Raw genomic sequence first — 18815 nt, 5'->3', positions numbered from 1 at the left:
TACCCGCCCTCGCCTACAATCGAGGCACACCCCTCCGCGGGTGAGGGGGGGCCCGTGACTGATCTCATTTCGACGCCAGCGTCCACAGAGGACGAATCGGCGCTGACGCCTGCGCCGCGCGTCGAATGGACGCCGGCGCCGCCCCGCAAGCGGCGCCGTTGGCCCCTCGCCCTCTGGATCGGGCTTCCCGTCCTCGCTCTCGCGGGTGCCGCGGCCTTCTTCGGAACGATCCTGATCGCCCCCGGCGTGACCATCGCGGGCGTCCCCGTCGGCGGACTGACGGTGGGCGCCGCGTCCGAAAAGGTCTCGCAGACCATCTCGGGAACGGGTGTCGAGGTGAACATCGCCGGGACGACCGCGACGATCACCGGTGCCGACATGGGCGCATCCATCGACGCCGACGAGCTCGCGCAGGCCGCCATCGAAACGAACCCCCTGTGGCAGGTGGGCGGATGGTTCCCGAACCCCGATCGCGCCGCGCCGACCCTCGACTCCTCCGCATCCGAGGCGGCGCTCGCGGATGCCTTCGCCACTGACTGGGTCGACCCGGTCGATGCTGTCGTCACCTTCGATGCCGCGACTAGTTCGTACGTCGTGGCCCCCGCGGTCCTCGGCCGCGGTCTCGATCACACGACGATCGAGCGGGCGTACGAGGCCCGGCTGCTCGATCCGTCGCTCCCCGCGGCGTTCGACGGTGAACTCGTCGACCTCGAGGCAGATATCACGACCGAGGCAGCGACGTCCCGCGCCGAACAGCTGAACGCCATGGTCGCATCGGTCGGTTTCTACGTCGGCGAAGAACGCACCGTCCCGATCGCGCCCGAGGTGCTTGCTTCCTGGCTCACCCTGACGCCCGATCCCGACCAGGGCACGATCGCCATCTCGGCCGATCGCGCCGCGATCCAGGCCGTGGTCGATACTCTGCCCGCCGCCGTGGATCGGGCCGCGACGAACGGCGTGCAGGTCGTCAACAAGGCCGGCACGGTGCTCCGCACCGAGCAGGCCGGGGCCGACGGGCGTGTCCTCGGCGCCACCGCGGGAATCGCTGCCGCGTTCGCCTCGCAGCTCGCGGGAGGCGATGCGGCGTACGCACTCGATGTCGCGGTCACTCCCGCGCAGACGACCACGATCGTGCGATCGCTCGAGGTCGACCTCTCCGACCAGCGCCTGTACGTGAAAGAGAACGACGTCGTGATCGACTCCTGGTTGATCTCGAGCGGCATGCCCGGCTGGTCCACGCGCCAGGGCAACTTCACCGTGAACGCGAAGGTGCGCGTTCAGGACATGGGCAACACCGAGGTCGGCTACCTGCAGCCCGACGTCGAGTGGGTCATGTACTTCAGCGGCGACCAGGCGTTCCACGCCGTGTACTGGCGCAACATCTGGGGCCGCCCGCTCAGCCACGGCTGCGTCGGCATGCCGACCGCGCTCGCCAAGCAGATCTACCAGTGGGCCGACGCCGGCACCGACGTGTGGGTGCACGCGTAGACGACGCCGACGCGCAGAAGAAGAGCGGATGCCTCAGGCATCCGCTCTTCTCGTTTCAGCGTCTGATCTCGGTCACTCCCCCCACCGATGTCCCACTTATCCCTGGAATCCCATCCGCATACCTCGCAGAACTGGGACACACAGTTCAGGCATGTCCCACTTCTCATCGCTATTCCCCTCGAATACCGATTGAAAGTGGGACACACAGACCGAGAAGTGGGACACACAGATCGAGAAGTGGGACGCGGGTGCGGACAAGTGCGGAGTACGGGTCGACACTGCCGAAACGGAAGAAGAGCGGATGCCTCAGGCATCCGCTCTTCTTCCGTCTGCGCGAGAGCGCGTCTGCGCTACAGGGCGTCGATGATGCGGTTCAGCGTCTTCGAGGGACGCATGATGGCGTCGACCCGCTGCTCGTCGGGGTGGTAGTAGCCGCCGATGTCGACGGGCGTGCCCTGCGCCGCGGCGAGTTCGTCCACGATCGTCTGCTCGTTCGCGGCCAGCTCAGCGGCGACCGGCGCGAAGCGCGCGGCGAGTTCGGGGTCGGCGGTCTGCTTCGCCAGCTCCTGCGCCCAGTACAGCGCCAGGTAGAAGTGGCTGCCGCGGTTGTCGATCATGCCCACGGCCCGACCCGGCGACCGGTCGTTCTCGAGGAACGTTCCGGTCGCGGCATCCAGCGTGTCGGCGAGAACCTTCGCGTGGGCGTTTCCGGTGCGGTCCGCGAGGTGCTCGAAGGAAGCAGCGAGAGCGAAGAACTCGCCCAGCGAGTCCCAGCGCAGGAAGTTCTCACCCACGAGCTGCTGCACGTGCTTCGGGGCAGAACCGCCGGCACCGGTCTCGAACAGGCCACCGCCCGCGAGCAGCGGAACGATCGAGAGCATCTTGGCACTCGTGCCGACCTCGAGGATCGGGAACAGGTCGGTCAGGTAGTCGCGCAGCACGTTGCCCGTCACCGAGATGGTGTCGAGGCCGTGCCGCATGCGCGACAGCGTGTAGCGCGTCGCCTCTTCGGGCGACAGGATCGACAGCTGCAGACCGTGGACGTCGAGCGTGGCGAGAGCCTGGTGCACCTTGGCGATCAGCTGCGCGTCGTGCGAGCGGTTGACATCCAGCCAGAAGACGGCGGGCGAACCCGTGGCTCGCGCCCGCGAGACGGCAAGACGCACCCAGTCGATGACGGCGATGTGCTTGGTCTGCGTCGCGCGCCAGATGTCGCCCTTCTCGACCGCGTGCTCGATCAGCACCTCGCCCGAGCTGTCGAGGACCTGGACGATGCCGTCGGCGGCGATCTCGAACGTCTTGTCGTGGCTGCCGTACTCTTCGGCCGCCTGGGCCATGAGACCGACGTTCGGCACCGTGCCGATCTTGGCGGGGTCGAGCGGGCCGTTCGCGATCACGTCGTCGATCACGGCCTGGTAGACGCCCGCGTAGGACGAATCGGGGATCACAGCGATCGTGTCGTCTTCGCCGCCGTCGGCACCCCACAGCTTGCCGCCGTTGCGGACGAGGGCGGGCATGGAAGCATCCACGATCACGTCCGACGGAACGTGCAGGTTCGTGATGCCCTTGTCGGAGTTGACGTACGATACGCGTGCCCCGGCAGCCAGGGCGTCGTGGAACGCGGCGATGATCTCGTCGCCACCATCGACATCGGCGAGACCGGCGAGGATCGCGCCGAGCCCGTTGTTCGGGTCGAGGCCGGCCGCCGCGATCCTGTCGCCGTATCGGGCGAAGACATCGGCGAAGTACGAACGGACCACGTGGCCGAAGATGATCGGGTCGCTGACCTTCATCATGGTCGCCTTGAGGTGCACCGAGTAGAGCACGTCGTCGGCCTTGGCGGCATCCTGCGCCTCTGCCAGGAAGGCGTCGAGCGCCTTGGCCGAGAGGAAGGTCGCGTCGATGATCTCGCGCGGCAGAACCTTGAGGTCGCTCTTGAGCACCGTCTTGGTGCCGTCCGTCGCTGTGTGGCGGATGGTCAGCACGTCGTCGTGGGCGGCGACCCAGGACTTCTCGTTGCTCTTGAAGTCGTCGTGACCCATGGTCGCGACACGGGTCTTCGAACCGGCGGGGAACGGCTTGTTCACGTGCGGGTGCTTGCGGGCGTAGTTCTTCACCGACAGCGGCGCGCGGCGATCGCTGTTGCCCTCGCGCAGCACCGGGTTGACGGCCGAGCCCTTGATGCGGTCGTAGCGCGCACGGACGTCCTTCTCGTCGAGCGTCGTGGGCTCATCCGGGTAGTCAGGGATGTCGTATCCCTGCGCCTGCAGCTCGGCGATGGCGGCCTTGAGCTGCGGGATCGAAGCCGAGATGTTCGGCAGCTTGATGATGTTCGCCTCGGGAAGCGTGGCGAGGCCGCCGAGCTCGGCGAGCGCGTCGCCGACCTGCTGCTCGGGCGTCAGCTTCTGCGGGAAAGCGGCGAGCACACGAGCGGCGAGCGAGATGTCGCGCGTCTCGACGTCGACGCCCGCCTGCCGCGCGACGGCGCGAACGATCGGCAGGAAAGATGCCGTCGCGAGGGCCGGGGCCTCATCGGTGTGGGTGTAGATGATGGTCGATTCGGTCACCAGGAAGTCTCCATTCACGTCTTGTCCACCCTATCCCACCGCTGCAAAATGTATCTCGACGTCAAGATAGTTCGGCACCGTAGACCCCCGGAAGGACGGGGCGGGGACTCCGTGCGACGCTCCGGATGTTCATCGTCAGGTCACATTCCGAAACATCGAAGTGTGGGTGGTCGCGCCATCAGCCGTTAGCCTGTCGCTATGGCTGAGCTGCGATTGGTCGAACTGTCCGCCTCCACGATCGTGGCGGTGAACAACCTGTCTCTGAAGCCGGGGCAGGAACAGTACCTCGCACCGGTCTCATACGGGGTCGCGGCCACGGTTGCCGATCCGACCACCTCCTGGCAGCGCGTCGTCTCGGACGGCGATGAGGTCGTCGGCTTCGTCAGCGCGAACTTCGACGAGGATGCCTCGATCGACTACTTCCGCTCGGTGCTGTGGCGCATCAACGTCGACGCGGACGACCAGGGCCGTGGCGTCGGGCGCTTCGCCGTGCAGTCGCTCGTCGAGGAGGCACGCTCGCGCGGACTCGACCACGTCAACGTCATCTACGAGGCGGGCGAGGGGGGACCCGAGGCCTTCTTCCGTCGCGTCGGATTCACACCCGTGGGCGAGACGGAGTACGGCGAGGTCATCGCCGAGATCCGTATCTGACGCGGACCCCGCGCGACGAGGCTACGGCTCGACGAGGAACTCCAGCGCCGCATTCCGGAAGTCCCGCGAACCGGGCGTGTTGAAGTGGTGCCGCCCGGGGATCTCGACGAAGCGGCCGTTCGGCGTCGCCTCGGCGAGTAGGCGGGATCGCTCGATGATCGCGTCGTCGCTTCCCGTTGCGAAGAGGATCGGCTGGCGCGGCGGATGCGTGGGGTCGGGGTCCGCGTCGCCCAGGCGCATTCCCTCGGCGAGAGCGATGAGCGAGCGCAGATCGTTGCCCGCCACCCGCTCCGACAGGGTCACGTAGTTGCGCGTGACCGGGTCGGTGATCTCGACACCGTCCTCGACGAACGCTCGCGCCTGCTCGAGCTTCAACCGTCCGAGCGGTGTGCCGTCGGGGATGCCGCCCAGCACCGCCCGCGAAACGCGATGCGAGGCCTCGACCGCGAACTGCCACCCCACGCGCGCACCGAGCGAGTATCCGACATATCGCACCTCGTCCACGAGATAGGTGTCGAGCACGATCTCGAGGTCGGCGAGGAAGTCGTCCATCGCGTACGCGCGAGGATCGTGCGGCTTGTCACTCGCGCCGTGGCCGCGCTGGTCGACCCCGATCACGCGGAATCCGGCGCGGGTCAGATCGCGCACCCAGCCCGTGTCGACCCAGTTGTCGCGACAGCTCGACGAGAAGCCGTGCACACACAGCACCGGCTCGGCCGCTTCGTCGCCCCACGTGTAGGTCGCGATGCGGTAGCCCTCGACCGACATCACGAACTGCGGATCGGGCATCTCGGTCAGCATCGTCGAGGGAGCGGTCATGGCACCAGCATCCCACGCCGACCCGGGGCTGCCCCGTCCGCCCGCCTTCTTCTGCTCAGCCCATGCGCGCCGCGAGCCAGCGCGCCTGGCGCACCCACTGCGCGTGCCCGCCGCCCTCGTGCCCGTTGTACGCGTACACCTCGATCTCACGGTCGTCCGTTGCGAGGTGGTTGTACGCGGTGAAGACGCTCGAGGGCAGGACGATCGGATCCATGAGGCCGACCGAGAAGAGGGCCGGGACCTCGATGCGCCGGGCGAAGTTCACGCCGTCGAAGTACGACAGGGTGCGGAAGACGTTGTCGTCAGCACCGCGGTGCACGGCCAGGTAGGCGGCGACCTCGGTGAAGGGCGCCTCGGGTGTCAGTTCGACCGAGCGTCGGAAGTGGCAGAGGAACGGGACATCCGGCATCACCGCCCGCACGCTCGCGCCGGACAGCCCGGCGACCGCGAGCGAGATCGCACCGCCCTGACTGCCGCCCGTGACCGCGATGCGATCGGGGTCGGCGAAGTCCAGGGCTCGCACGGCGTCGATCAGCAGCGCGCCGTCGGTGAAGACGCGGCGGTAGAAGTACGTTTCGGGTGCCGTGATGCCCCGTGTCATGTACCCCGAACCGGCGGCGCCCGAACCGTGCGGGTCCGGGGTATCGCCGCCCGAGCCCCAGCCGCTCCCCTGGCCCCGCGTGTCCATCAGCACGTGCGCGTATCCCGAAGCCGCCCACAGCAGCCGTTCGCCCGGCAGGCCGCGCCCACCGCCGTAGCCGATGAACTCCACGACCGTCGGCCACGGACCCTCGCCCCGCGGCCGGGTGACCCAGCCCTTGATCGGCTCGCCCCCGAAGCCGGCGAACGTCAGGTCTTCGATCACGAGCTCATCGATGGGGGTGTCGACCGCGGCGAGTTCCGGGGCCCACGCCATGGTGCGCGCCTGCGCGAGCGTGTCGGCCCAGAACTCGTCGAAGTCGGATGGTTCGGCCACCTCGGGCCGGTACACCCGCAGCGTCTCGAGCGGCAGGTCGGTCTGCGCCATGGGAGCCCCCGTCGTCAGTCGGGGAAGTCCCCGCCTGGATCATAGCGACGATCGCAACTCCCTAGACGAGGGTCTCGCGCCACGCCTCGTGCAGTTTGGCGAAACGTCCCGTTCCCGCGATCAACGCCTGCGGAGTGTCGTCCTCCACGATCCGGCCGTGCTCCATCACGAGCACCCGGTCGGCGATCGCGACCGTCGACAGGCGGTGCGCGATGATGATCGCGGTGCGGTCGGCGAGCAGGTGCTGCAGCGCATCCTGGATCAACCGCTCGCTCGGCATGTCGAGCGAAGCCGTCGCCTCGTCGAGGATCAACACGGCGGGGTCGGCGAGGAAGGCGCGGGCGAACGAGATCAGCTGACGCTGGCCCGCCGAGACCCGGCCACCGCGCTTGTTCACATCGGTGTCGTAGCCGTCCGGGAGCGCCCGGATGAACGCATCCGCTCCCACCGCGCGCGCGGCCGCCTGGACCTCTTCGAACGTCGCCTCGGGCTTGCCGAACGCGATGTTGTCGGCGACCGAGCCGCTGAACAGGTACGCCTCCTGCGTGACCATGACGATCGCGCGGCGCAGATCCTTGGGGTGCAGATCGCGCAGGTCGACGTCATCGAGCGTCACGCGGCCCCGCGTGGGGTCGTAGAAGCGCGACACGAGCTTGGCCAGCGTGGACTTGCCCGCACCCGTCGTTCCCACGAGCGCGACCGTCTGGCCGGCCGGGATGTCGAGCGTGAAGTCGGGCAGGATCGTGCGGTCGCCGCCGTAGCCGAACTCCACCCCGTCGAATCGCACGTGACCGCGGGCCTTCCAGAGGTCGACGGGCTTCGTGGGATCCGGCACCGTCGGCTGCTCCTCGAGCACGCCCGAAACCTTCTCGAGCGCCGCGGTCGCGGACTGGTACGAGTTGAGGAAGAACGCCACCTCTTGCAGCGGTGAGAAGAAGTTGCGCACGTAGAGGACCGCGGCCAGCAGAACACCGACGTCGAGGGCGCCCCCGGCGACACCCGCGACACGGAGGCCACCCCAGAGCACCACGAGCGCGACGGTGGTCGCTGCCACCGCCATCAGGCCGGGCTCGAACGTTCCGAACAGGCGGATCGACCGGATATTGACGTCACGGTACTGGCTGGCGAGCTCGCCGAAGTCCTCGTCGTCACGCTTCTCGCGTCGGAACGCCTTGACGGCGCGGATGCCCGTCATCGTCTCGACGAACTTCACGATCACCTGTGCGCTGACCACCCGAGATTCGCGATACACGAGCTGCGAACGCCGGTAGAACCAGCGCATCAGCAGCCACAGCGGCACGCCCATCACGACGAGGATGATGCCGGACTGCCAGTCGAGCAGCACGAGCGCGATGAGGGTGAATCCGCCGTAGAGCAGGCCCGAGACGAGCTCGTTCAGGCCGCCGTCGAGCAGCTCCCGGATCGAGTCGAGGTCGCTCGTCTGCCGCGAGATGATGCGACCCGACGTGTAGGACTCATGGAACTCGAGGCTCAGAAGCTGCGTGTGGCGGAAGATCCGCATCCGCAGGTCGAGCATGATCGTCTGCGTCAGGCGTGCGGTCACGACGACGTACCAGCCGATCAGCACAGCTCCGCCGATCGCCGACACGACGAATGCCGCAACGACACCGATCGTCGGCAGCCAGTCGGCGCGCGAGAGCACCGCCGGCAGCGCCGTGTCGATTCCGTAGGCGATCAGGGCGGGGCCGAGCACGCGCAGCGCGGTCGAGACGACCAGGACGGTGAGCGCGAGGATCAGGTTGCCGCGCACGGGCGTGAGCAGCGAGCCCAGCAGGCGCAGCGACCGGCGACGGATCTGTCGACTCTCGGCCCGGGTATAGTCGGAGCGGTCTTCGCCCTCGGTTCCGGTGACGGTGCTCACGGGTTCACCCCTCCCAGGCCGGCGGCGCCGGGCCCCTCACGGTCGACGATGGATGCGGATGACAGGGGGTCGGCCTCGGCGATCGAGGCGTCCGGTATCCCGTCCGGGCGCTCGGGCCTCGGATTGCTCGCTTCCGCCTCGAGACTCGAGATGACGTGCCGGTAGTGGGCACTCGTGCGCAGCAGCTCGGAGTGCGTGCCGACACCCGTGATGCGGCCGTCCTCGAGCAGCGCGACGCGATCGGCGAGCGCGACGGTCGAGGGACGGTGCGCGACGATCAGCGCCGTGGTGGTCTCGAGGACGCGGCGCAGCGCCGCCTCGACGAGCGCCTCGGTGTCGACATCGAGGGCCGAGAGCGGGTCGTCCAGCACGAGCACCGCGGGCTTGGCCGCGACGGCGCGGGCGAGAGCCAGACGCTGCCGCTGACCGCCCGACAGGCTCAGTCCTTCCTCTCCGATGATCGTGTCGACCCCGTCCGGGAGATCGTCGACGAACGCAGCCTGCGCGACGTCCAGGGCCTCGCGCAGCACACGCTCGGCCTCGGCGCTACCGGGCTCGAGGTCTTCGCGTCCGAGCAGGACGTTTTCGCGCACCGTGGCCGAGAACAGCGTGGCGTCCTCGAACGCCATGCCGATGTGGCCCCGGAGCTCGTGCAGGGTGAGTTCGCGGACATCCACGCCATCCAGCTCCACCCGGCCCGCCGTCACGTCGTAGAGGCGCGTCGGCAGGGTCGTAAGCGTCGTCTTGCCCGACCCGGTCAGGCCGACGAGCGCCATCGTCTCTCCCGGGCGGAGCACGAGGTCGATGCCGTCCAGCAGGTCGCGCTCCCCCTCGGCCGCATCCTGGTACCGGAAGTGCGCACCGCGGAATGCGAGCTCACCACGAACCTCGGCCGCCTTGCGCGGCTTGTCGGGGTCGACGATCGTGTTCTCTTCGTCGAACACCTCGAACAGACGATCCGTTGCCGTGCGCGCGTCGAGCAGGAACGAGAACAGGAAGCCGATCGATTCCATCGGCCAGCGCAGCACCGTCGCCATCGCGAAGAACGCGAACAGTTCCGCGACGCTCAGCTGCCCGATCTGCGCGAGCACGATGCCCGCTGCCAGGCAGAGCGCGAAGGCGATGTCGGGCAGCAACACCAGCCAGAACCAGATCAGCCCGACCGCGCGGGCCTTGCTCAACTCGGTCTCGCGCAGACCCTCGGCCTGACGGGCGAACTTCTGCAGGGCGTGGCCACCGCGCCCGAAGGCCTTGAGGACGCGGATGCCGTGCACGCTCTCTTCGACCGCTGTCGCGAGGTCACCGGCCTGATCTTGACTCTGCCGCGCGAGCGTTCCATACCTCTTCTCGAAGCGGTAACCCGCGATCCACAGCGGGATCGAGCAGATGACGAAGATCGTGCCGAGCACCCAGTGCCAACGGAACAGGATGACCGAACCGACCAGGATCGTCAGCATGTTGACGACGAGCAGGACGAGACCGAACGCGAGCCAGCGGCGGATCAGACCGATGTCCTGCATCATGCGGCTGAGCAACTGGCCCGACTGCCACCGGTCGTGGAACGCGACGGGCAGACGCTGCAGACGCTCGTAGAACTGGGTGCGCAGGTCGTACTCGACCTTCGTGGCGGGGCCGAGCACGAACCAGCGTCGGGCCCACACCATGAGGGCCTCGAAGAGTCCGAGCCCGAGCACGACGACCGCACCCCACACGATCTGTCCCGAGTCGCGCGACGCGATGGGACCCGCCACGATCGCCTCGAGCACGAGCGGAATCGTGAGCGCGAGCAGGCTCGCGATCAGCGCGCTGAGACCGCCCAGCCACAGTCGTCCGGCGACCGGACGGGCGAACGGCAGAAGGCGCGCGAGAGCGCGCGGGGTCGACAGACGCGGGGTCGACGGTTGGGGCGTGGGTGTCGAGGCTGTCGAAGTCATGATCCTTTTGGGCGTGCAGAATCGCCTGGTCGGCGCGGCGGTGCGGAAGAGCTGCGCACCGCCGGCCTGGTCGAAGGCGCGGTGCGGACAGCCTTCCAGGATATGTGCCGGTGTGACCCGGGGCAAGCGCGCGACCGCTGCGCCCGCGTTGCGGTCGGGGGCGCGTCCTCGATCAGTCCAGCGGCACCGGGACGTATGCCTCGCCGCGTTCGCGGGCGAGCAGGCTCGCCTTGACCGGAAGTCCCCACGCGAAGCCGCCGAGGGATCCGTCGCTCCGGAGCACACGATGGCACGGCACGAACAGCGCCGGTGCGTTTCGCGCGCAGACGGATGCCGCGGCTCGGACGGCGGTCGGGGACCCGAAGACAGCGGCGAACTGGCTGTAGGTCAGGGGCTCCCCCGGTGCGATGCGGCGGAGCGCGCTCCAACCCTTCAGCTGCAGGTCGGTGCCGTGCTGGCGCACGGGCACATCGTCGATTGCGCCGATGGCCCCGGCGTAGTACGCGCGGGCTGCGGCCGCCGCGTCGAGGGATGCCTCGCGCACGGTGCCGGGCCGGAGGGCCGGGTGGATGCGGGCGATGACGGCCGAGGCATCCGTCGTCCAACCGGAGCCGAGCACGCGCTGGTCCGCGTCGGCGACGATGATGAGCGGGCCGTCGGGGGTGTCGATCGCCTCGACGAGGGCGCTCTGGGTGGCTGCGTTCATGCGGGGGTGCCTTTCGTGCGGCGTGCATCAGGAAGGAGAGGTGGTGCGGAATCGGCCCCGGCGGGCGTTGATCCGACGATCGACGGGTGTTGTTCCTCGCCGATGTCCGCCCGGCGCGCGAGAGGCCCGGGCGCGGGCAGGTCCGCGACGGCACGCCAGAGGTGCCCGGTCAGGTACGACCGCCACGGGGCGGACAGAGCCGCCCGGGCCGTCAGCTCGCGCGGGTCGCCCGGCAGTCCCGCGCGAACCGCGCCCGTACGCACGGCGACATCGCCGGGGAGGAACACATCGGGGTCGCCCGTCACGCGCATCCGGACATAATCCGCGGTCCAGGGCCCGATACCGGGCAGCGCGAGCAACGCGGCCCGTTGCGCGGCGGAGTCGTCGCCCGGGCCGAGCTCGAGTTCGCCCGAGGCGAGCGCCGCGGCGACCGTCGTGATCGCACCGATGCGCGCGCGGGGGCCCCGCAGCACCTCGGCGCCGTGGTCCGCGATCGCGGACATCGTCGGGAAGAGCCTGTCCACGCCCTCCCATGGCTCGACGGGCTCGCCGAGTTCGAGGGTCAGCCGTGTCAGCGCGGTTCGCGCCGCGACGACGGTGATCTGCTGTCCGACCATCGCCCGGATCAACATCTCGTGCGGGTCGGCCGCGCCGGGCACCCGCAGCCCGGGCACGGCGCGGACACGTTCGGCGAGCAGCGGGTCCGTCGCGAGCGCCTCGTCGATCGCGAGGGGGTCGGCGTCGAGGTCGAACAGTCGCCGCACTCTCGCGACGAGCGCCGCGAGATCGCCCGGGCGCGCGACCCGAGCCTCGAGCACGAGTCGGCCCTGCCGGGCCGCATCGCGCACACGGAACCACGCGGGGCCGCCCGGCAGGCGCAGGGCGCGCGCAAACGAATCGGATGTCGCGACCTCGACCCCGGGGATCGCCCGCGCCACCATCCACGCGAACAGGCCCGATGCGTCGAACGGCCGCCGATACGGGAGGGCCAGCCGGATGATCCCCGCGCCCCCCTGGTCGGGCCCGACACGCGAAGCCCGCGCACGCAACTCGGTCGGGGTCAGGCCGAACACCTCGCGCACGGTTTCGTTGAACTGTCTCACGCTGGCGAACCCGGCCGAGAACGCGACTTCGGCCGCCGTCAGGTCGGTGCCCACGAGGAGCATCCGCGCGGTGTGTGCGCGTTGCGCCCGGGCGAGGGCCAGAGGACCCGCGCCGAGTTCGGCCGTCAGCATCCGGTTCAGATGCCGCGTGGAGTACCCGAGGCGCGCGGCGAGCCCGGGAACGCCCTCGCGCTCGCTGACCCCGTCGGTGATGAGTCGCATCGCGCGACCAGCGGCATCGCCGCGCAGGTCCCACTCGGGCGACCCGGGCGCAGCCTCGGGCAGACAACGCTTGCACGCCCGGTACCCCGCCTCGTGCGCGGCGGCCGACGTGGCGAAGAAGGACACGTTCGCCGGCTTCGGCGTGCGCGCCGGGCAGCTCGGCCGGCAGTAGATGCCGGTCGTCCGCACGGCCGTGACGAACTGCCCGTCGAAGCGGGTGTCACGCGACGAGATCGCCCGATAACGCTCATCGAACGTCATCGACGGATGCCTCGGCGCGGCGGCGGCGGACTGCTTCATGCCTCCAGCCTGACACGATCCGGCGCGCCCGACTCGCGGAAATCGGACATGGCGGCACGGGCTTCGGCCGCCGACCCTCCCACCTGCTCGACCGCCGAAACACCTCTCGTGCGAGCGCACTCGGCGCGAAGACTCGGGCTCAGTGGAAGAAGTGCCGCTCGCCCGTGAAGAACATCGTCACACCGGCGTCGCGCGCCGCCTGGATGACCTCGTCGTCGCGCACCGAGCCGCCCGGCTGCACGATCGCCGAGATCCCGGCGTCGAGCAGAACCTTGGGGCCGTCCGCGAACGGGAAGAAGGCATCGGATGCGGCGACCGAGCCCGGAGCGCGGTCCCCCGCGCGGTCCACGGCCAGGCGGCACGAGTCCACCCGGTTGACCTGGCCCATGCCGATGCCGACCGTCGCCGAGTTCTTGGCCAGCACGATCGCGTTGGACTTGACGGCGCGGCACGCCTTCCAGGCGAAGATGAGGTTGGTCATGTCATCGCCCTCGGGCCGCTCGCCCGAGACGAGCTCCCAGTCCTTCGCGACCGACTCGATGTCGTCGGGGAACCGGTCCGCATCCTGCAGCAGCAGGCCGCCGGAGACGAGGCGGACATCCATCCGTTCCTGCTTCCAGTCGGCCGGAAGCTGCAGCAGACGCAGGTTCTTCTTCTCGGCGAACACCTCGAGCGCCTGGGGCTCGAACCCGGGCGCGACGATGACCTCCGTGAAGATGTCGCGTAGGTTCTCGGCCATCTTGAGCGTCACGGGACGGTTCGCCGCGATCACTCCGCCGAAGGCCGAGACGGGGTCGCACTCGTTCGCGCGCAGGTGCGCGCTCGCGATCGGGTCGAGCGCGCTCGGGGCCGCCACGGCGATCCCACACGGGTTGGCGTGCTTGATGATCGCCACGGCGGGCTTGATCATGTCGAAGGCGGCGCGCAGGGCGGCGTCCGCGTCGACGTAGTTGTTGTAGCTCATCTCCTTGCCCTGCAGCTGCGTCGCCTGGGCGATGCCGTGGCCTCCGGTGCGCGTGTAGATGGCGGCGCGCTGGTGCGCGTTCTCGCCGTAGCGGAGCGTCGCGAGCCGCTCGGCGCGGATCGTCAGGTGACCGGGCAGGTCTTCGCCCTCGGCGAGCGTCCCCTCGGCGAACCAGGTCGCGACGGCCGAGTCGTAGGCCGCGGTGTGCGCGAAGGCGCGTGCCGCCAGCTCGCGGCGCTGACCGAGGCTCGTACCGCCGGATGCGACCGCGTCGATCACCGCGGGGTACGACGACGGCGAGACCACGATGGCCACGTTCGCGTGGTTCTTGGCGGAGGCGCGCACCATCGCGGGGCCACCGATGTCGATCTGCTCGACCACGTCCTCGGCCTCGGCGCCGGACGCGACGGTCTCGACGAACGGATACAGGTTGACCACGACGAGCTCGAAGGGAGCGATGTCGAGGTCCGCGAGCTGGCGCTCGTGGTCCTCGAGGCGCAGGTCGGCGAGCAGACCCGCGTGCACGCCCGGGTGAAGGGTCTTGACCCGGCCATCGAGCGACTCCGGGAAGCCCGTCACGGACGCGACGTCCGTCACGGTGTATCCCGCGTCGCGGATCGTCGCGGCTGTCGAACCGGTCGAGACGATCTCGACGCCCGCGTCCACCAGGGCCGCGGCCAGGACGAGCAGGTCGGTCTTGTCGCTGACGGATACGAGAGCGCGACGAACGGGGACGACATCGCGGTCACGATAGAGGGACTTGTCGTGGCTCGGTCCGGCCATGGGGGTGCTCCTTTGCGGGGACGGGTAGGTGGGGTCTGTTTCAGTTCGAGGACGCCGCGGCGAGATCCAGCTCGCCGGATCCGATGCGGCGGACGACGTCGATCAGCAGGCGCCGTTCGACGGGCTTGATGCGCTCGTGCAGGGACGCTTCGTCGTCGGTGTCGCGGACGGGCACGCGCTCCTGGGCGAGGACCGGGCCGGTGTCGACGCCATCGTCGACCACGATGACGCTCGCGCCCGTCTGGGCGGCACCGGCGGCGAGCGCGTCGCGGACGCCGTGTGCGCCCGGAAACTCGGGCAGGTAGGCGGGATGGGTGTTGATGATGCGCGGCGCGTAGGCGGCGACCACGGCGGGGGGAAGCAGCCGCATCAGGCCGCTCAACACGATCAGGTCGGGGCTCCAGACATCGAGCTGGCGGAGCAGTTCGTCACCCCACGCCTCGCGGGAGTCGAAACTCGACCACGGGACGAGGAAGGTCGGGATGCCGAACTCGTCGGCGTGCGCGAAGCCCTCGGCCTCACGGTCGGCGCCGACGATCACGATCCGGGCGGGGTAGTGCGATTCGCTCGCGGCCTCGAGGAGTGCGCGAAGGTTCGATCCCGTGCCCGAGATGAGGACCGCGACCGTGAGCACTCCGCAAGTCTACCGGGGTCGGGCAGACGCGCCCGGGGCGCTACCACCGAGTGAGCGGCTCGATCGGTGTCGTCGCCTGATCGTCCGCGGCCTCGTCGTCGCGCGCGGGGTCCGGCTCCGGGCCCCGTTGCGCCGGCGCGTGGTCCTGCCACGCCGATGAGGGGGCCTCCCGGGCCCCACTCCCCGATGGGCCCTCGTCTTCGACGAGCGTTCGAGGTCTCCGAGTGCCAGAAAGCGGGGAGAGCAGGAGTATCGCGGCCCCGATGAGCACCTCGACGCCCACCGCCAGGGCGATCGGACCCGGCTGCGGACCGACATCCGTCAGCCGGCCCGGACCGATGGACCCGGATGCGGCGAACGCCATCCCCGCCCCGGCCGCGGCCGAGACGACCGCCAGACCCAGGGTCGTGACGAGGCGAGGCGCCATCGCGTCGCCGGACTCCCCGCGGGAATCGGCGCCCTCGATCGCCGCGTGAAGGCGCGCACGGGCGAACCATCCCCCGAGCGCACCCGCCGCGACCGGGATGAGCGCGACGAGCAGGAACCAGGCATTGGATGCGTCGGGGATCGCGCCGAGCACGGGAATCGACGGTACGACGGCCAGGTCGGACCCGACGGGCGAGACCGCACTGCCCGCACCGATCGCGAACCCCGGGCCGGCTATCCACGAGATCGCCCACACGATGAGTGTGGGAACGTAGGCGAGCTGGCCGAGTGTGACGACGATCGCGCCCAGGATGTCGACATTGCCCGCCTGGTAGAGCGCGATGATCTCGCCGCCCGATGTCGCGACCCCGCCCGCGAGCACGAGGGCCCCCACACCGACCAGAGCGGCAAGGGTCACGGCCGCACCGAGAGCCGTCGCGCTCACGACCGCGTCGGCGGAGCCCCGGCGCTCGAGTCTGTCACGGAGGGCATCGACGGCTCCGTCGTCGCCGTTGCGCCATGCCGACACGAAGCCGCCGATGAGCACCGCACCCGAGTAGAGGGCGGTCGGGATGATGATGGCTTGCCACAGCACCGCCGAGACGACGTCGGAGTGCGAGGTCAGAGCAATCAACGTCGAGAGCGCCCCGGCCACGACGACGGCCGAGGCGAAGCCGATGACCCACGCACCCGACCGCGCAGCGCGGGCACCCGAGCGCAGACCGAAGATGACCGTGAAGGCGGCGAACCCGAGGGGGGCGAGCGAAAAGGCGAAGGATGCGGCATCCGCGGATATCCCGGCGGCGATGACGGTGTCGGGCAGCGTCACCCGAAGAGGCACCAGGTTGCCCGCGTGCCAGACGGCGGTCGTCGCGGGCCACAGCGCGCCCCAGTCGGCCGCGCCGCCGAACCCGAACACCCACAGGGCCGTCAGGGGTGCGGCGATCACCGCGAGTCCCCCCGCGACCTGGATGAGGGCGTCGAGCGCGCTGAGCAGGGCGACGATGAGGCGATGCATGGCGGACTCGACCCTACCCGCGGGGCGGGCGGGCCCCGCACAGGCACGCCCGGACAGCAGTGTTGGGCGCACGGTTCGGTGGCCGCGCACGCGAAAGGGCGGATGCCGCGGCTCGACCCGCGGCACCCGCCCTTTTCGTGCGCGTGTTAGAGCGCCTCGATGACCTCGCGCATGAGCGCGGCGGTCTCGCTCGGCGTCTTGCCGACCTTGACCCCGGCCGCCTCGAGCGCCTCCTTCTTGGCCTGAGCCGTGCCCGCCGAGCCAGACACGATCGCGCCGGCGTGGCCCATCGTCTTGCCCTCGGGGGCCGTGAAGCCGGCGACATAGCCGACAACCGGCTTCGTGACGTGAGCCTTGATGTAGTCGGCAGCGCGCTCCTCGGCGTCGCCGCCGATCTCGCCGATCATGACGATCGCCTTCGTCTCGGGGTCGGCCTCGAAAGCGGCGAGCGCGTCGATGTGCGTCGTGCCGATGATGGGGTCGCCACCGATGCCGATCGCGGTCGAGAAGCCCAGGTCGCGCAGCTCGAACATCATCTGATACGTCAGGGTGCCCGACTTCGACACGAGGCCGATCGGGCCCTTGTCGGTGATGTTGGCGGGCGTGATGCCGACCAGTGCCTCGCCGGGCGTGATGATGCCGGGGCAGTTCGGACCGATGATGCGTGTCGCGTTGCCCTTGCTCTGGGCGTAGGCCCACGCCTCGGCGCTGTCGCCGACGGGCACGCCCTCGGTGATCACGACGAGCAACGGGATCTCGGCGTCGATGGCCTCGAGCATCGCGTCCTTCGTGAAGGCCGCGGGGACGAAGGCGATCGAGACGTCTGCGCCGGTCGCGGCCATGGCCTCGCTGACCGAAGCGAAGACGGGCAGTTCGACGGAGTTGCCCGAGGCATCCGTGTGCGAAACCGTCGTGCCGGCCTTGCGGGCGTTGACGCCCCCGACGACCTGGGTGCCGGCCTTCAGCATGAGCGCCGTGTGTTTGGTGCCCTCGCCGCCGGTGATGCCCTGGACGATGACCTTGGAGTCCTTGTTGAGGAAGATCGACATTTCTCTACAGTCCTTTGATCCGGATGAGTCAGGCGTTGGCGAGTTCGGCGGCCTTGTCGGCGCCCTCGTCCATCGTCTCGGCCAGGGTCACCAGCGGGTGGGCATACTCGCGCAGGATCGCGCGGCCCTCCTCGACGCGGTTGCCGTCGAGGCGCACGACGAGCGGCTTCGAGGCCGTGGCGCCGAGGGTGTCGAGCGCGCCGACGATGCCGTTGGCGACCGCGTCGCACGCGGTGATGCCGCCGAAGACGTTGACGAAGACGCTCTTGACCTGCGGGTCGCCGAGGATGACGTCGAGGCCTGCAGCCATGACGGCCGCGGATGCTCCGCCGCCGATGTCGAGGAAGTTGGCCGGGGTCACGCCGCCGTGTGCCTCGCCCGCGTAGGCGACGACGTCGAGGGTCGACATGACGAGCCCGGCGCCGTTGCCGATGATTCCGACCTGGCCGTCGAGCTTGACGTAGTTGAGGTCGTTCTCCTTGGCCTTCGCCTCGAGCGGGTCGGCGGCGTCCTTGTCTTCGAGCGCCTCGTGGTCGGGGTGCCGGAACGCGGCGTTCTCGTCGAGCGAGACCTTGCCGTCGAGCGCGATGATGTCGCCCTCTTCCGTGAGCACGAGCGGGTTGACCTCGACGAGCGTGGCGTCCTCACCCTTGTAGACGTCGTAGAGCTTCACGAACACGTCGGCGACCTTCGGGCCGAGCTCGGCGTCGAAGCCGGCCGCCTGCGCGATCTCGAGCGCCTTCGCGGCGTCGATGCCCGTGAGCGGGTTGACCTCGATGCGGGCCAGGGCCTCGGGCTTCTCTACGGCGAGCTGCTCGATCTCCATGCCGCCCTCGACGCTCGCGAGGCTCAGGTACGAGCGGTTGGCGCGGTCGAGCAGCACCGAGAAGTAGTACTCGGTGGCGATGCGGGCGCCGGCCGCGACCATGACGCGCTTGACGACATGGCCTTTGATGTCGAGGCCGAGGATCTGCTGTGCAGCCTCGTACGCCTCTTCGGGGGTCTTGGCGACCTTCACGCCGCCGGCCTTGCCTCGGCCGCCGACCTTGACCTGGGCCTTGACGACGACGACGCCACCGATCTTCTCGGCGGCCGCCTTCGCCTCTTCGGCGGTGTCGGCGATGATGCCCGCGAGAACCGGCACCTCGTATTTCTCGAATAGGTCACGTGCCTGGTACTCGTAAAGATCCACGTTGCAGTCCTTCGCTGTCGCGCCGGGGGGAATTCTTCGAAAAAGAGTCT

At 69.5% G+C, this 18815-nt stretch carries 14 protein-coding genes; 2 read left to right on the top strand and 12 right to left on the bottom strand.

The features are described 5' to 3' along the window. Positions 1-54: 54 nt before the first annotated feature. Entirely contained in the window at positions 55-1488 is a 1434-nt protein-coding gene (locus tag C2868_RS16955; protein WP_100810033.1) for a L,D-transpeptidase, read from the top strand. 350 nt (positions 1489-1838) lie between these two features. Here C2868_RS16955 and C2868_RS16950 read toward each other — a convergent pair whose 3' ends face one another. Beyond that, positions 1839-4055, bottom strand: coding sequence for an NADP-dependent isocitrate dehydrogenase (locus C2868_RS16950; protein WP_100810103.1), 2217 nt, complete (start codon positions 4053-4055; stop codon positions 1839-1841). Between the two features lie 198 nt (positions 4056-4253). Between C2868_RS16950 and C2868_RS16945 the strand changes: the two genes are divergently transcribed. Continuing rightward, on the top strand, positions 4254-4706 hold the full coding sequence (locus C2868_RS16945; protein WP_100810032.1) for a GNAT family N-acetyltransferase: 453 nt from the start codon (positions 4254-4256) through the stop codon (positions 4704-4706). A 21-nt stretch (positions 4707-4727) separates the two neighbouring features. Here C2868_RS16945 and C2868_RS16940 read toward each other — a convergent pair whose 3' ends face one another. From C2868_RS16940 to sucC, 11 genes are all read right to left on the bottom strand, one after another. Continuing rightward, positions 4728-5525: an alpha/beta fold hydrolase gene (locus tag C2868_RS16940; RefSeq protein ID WP_100810031.1), complete on the bottom strand. Its 798-nt coding sequence runs from the start codon at positions 5523-5525 to the stop codon at positions 4728-4730. A gap of 55 nt (positions 5526-5580) precedes the next feature. Beyond that, positions 5581-6552, bottom strand: coding sequence for an acetylxylan esterase (locus tag C2868_RS16935; RefSeq protein WP_100810030.1), 972 nt, complete (start codon positions 6550-6552; stop codon positions 5581-5583). A gap of 61 nt (positions 6553-6613) precedes the next feature. Then, positions 6614-8434 carry an ABC transporter ATP-binding protein gene (locus C2868_RS16930; RefSeq protein ID WP_100810029.1) on the bottom strand — a complete coding sequence of 607 codons (1821 nt, stop codon included), beginning with the start codon at positions 8432-8434 and terminating at the stop codon, positions 6614-6616. After that, complete coding sequence (locus C2868_RS16925; RefSeq protein ID WP_100810028.1) at positions 8431-10368, bottom strand: ABC transporter ATP-binding protein; 1938 nt, start codon at positions 10366-10368, stop codon at positions 8431-8433. Before C2868_RS16925 ends, C2868_RS16930 begins: the two co-directional genes overlap by 4 nt. A gap of 172 nt (positions 10369-10540) precedes the next feature. Then, complete coding sequence (locus C2868_RS16920; RefSeq protein ID WP_100810027.1) at positions 10541-11074, bottom strand: methylated-DNA--[protein]-cysteine S-methyltransferase; 534 nt, start codon at positions 11072-11074, stop codon at positions 10541-10543. After that, complete coding sequence (locus tag C2868_RS16915) at positions 11071-12699, bottom strand: DNA-3-methyladenine glycosylase 2 family protein (RefSeq protein ID WP_232711111.1); 1629 nt, start codon at positions 12697-12699, stop codon at positions 11071-11073. Before C2868_RS16915 ends, C2868_RS16920 begins: the two co-directional genes overlap by 4 nt. Positions 12700-12838: 139 nt before the next feature. Next, a complete protein-coding gene (purH, locus tag C2868_RS16910; RefSeq protein WP_100810026.1) occupies positions 12839-14446 on the bottom strand; it encodes a bifunctional phosphoribosylaminoimidazolecarboxamide formyltransferase/IMP cyclohydrolase in 1608 nt (535 codons plus the stop codon). Between the two features lie 40 nt (positions 14447-14486). After that, positions 14487-15080, bottom strand: a complete 594-nt coding sequence (gene purN / locus C2868_RS16905; RefSeq protein WP_100810025.1) for a phosphoribosylglycinamide formyltransferase — start codon at positions 15078-15080, stop codon at positions 14487-14489. A gap of 40 nt (positions 15081-15120) precedes the next feature. Next, the gene (locus C2868_RS16900) at positions 15121-16524 is read right to left on the bottom strand and encodes a DUF6350 family protein (RefSeq protein WP_181003499.1); all 1404 of its coding nucleotides are present in this window, start codon (positions 16522-16524) and stop codon (positions 15121-15123) included. 146 nt (positions 16525-16670) lie between these two features. Further along, positions 16671-17573, bottom strand: coding sequence for a succinate--CoA ligase subunit alpha (gene sucD / locus C2868_RS16895; protein WP_100810024.1), 903 nt, complete (start codon positions 17571-17573; stop codon positions 16671-16673). 28 nt (positions 17574-17601) lie between these two features. Continuing rightward, positions 17602-18765 carry an ADP-forming succinate--CoA ligase subunit beta gene (gene sucC / locus C2868_RS16890; RefSeq protein ID WP_100810023.1) on the bottom strand — a complete coding sequence of 388 codons (1164 nt, stop codon included), beginning with the start codon at positions 18763-18765 and terminating at the stop codon, positions 17602-17604. Positions 18766-18815: the final 50 nt, after the last annotated feature.

It is taken from the genome of Microbacterium sp. CJ77, assembly GCF_002911615.1.
Taxonomy (GTDB): Bacteria; Actinomycetota; Actinomycetes; order Actinomycetales; family Microbacteriaceae; genus Microbacterium.
Note: the sequence above shows the minus strand (reverse complement) of the source record. Positions and strands in the feature narration are given on the sequence as shown.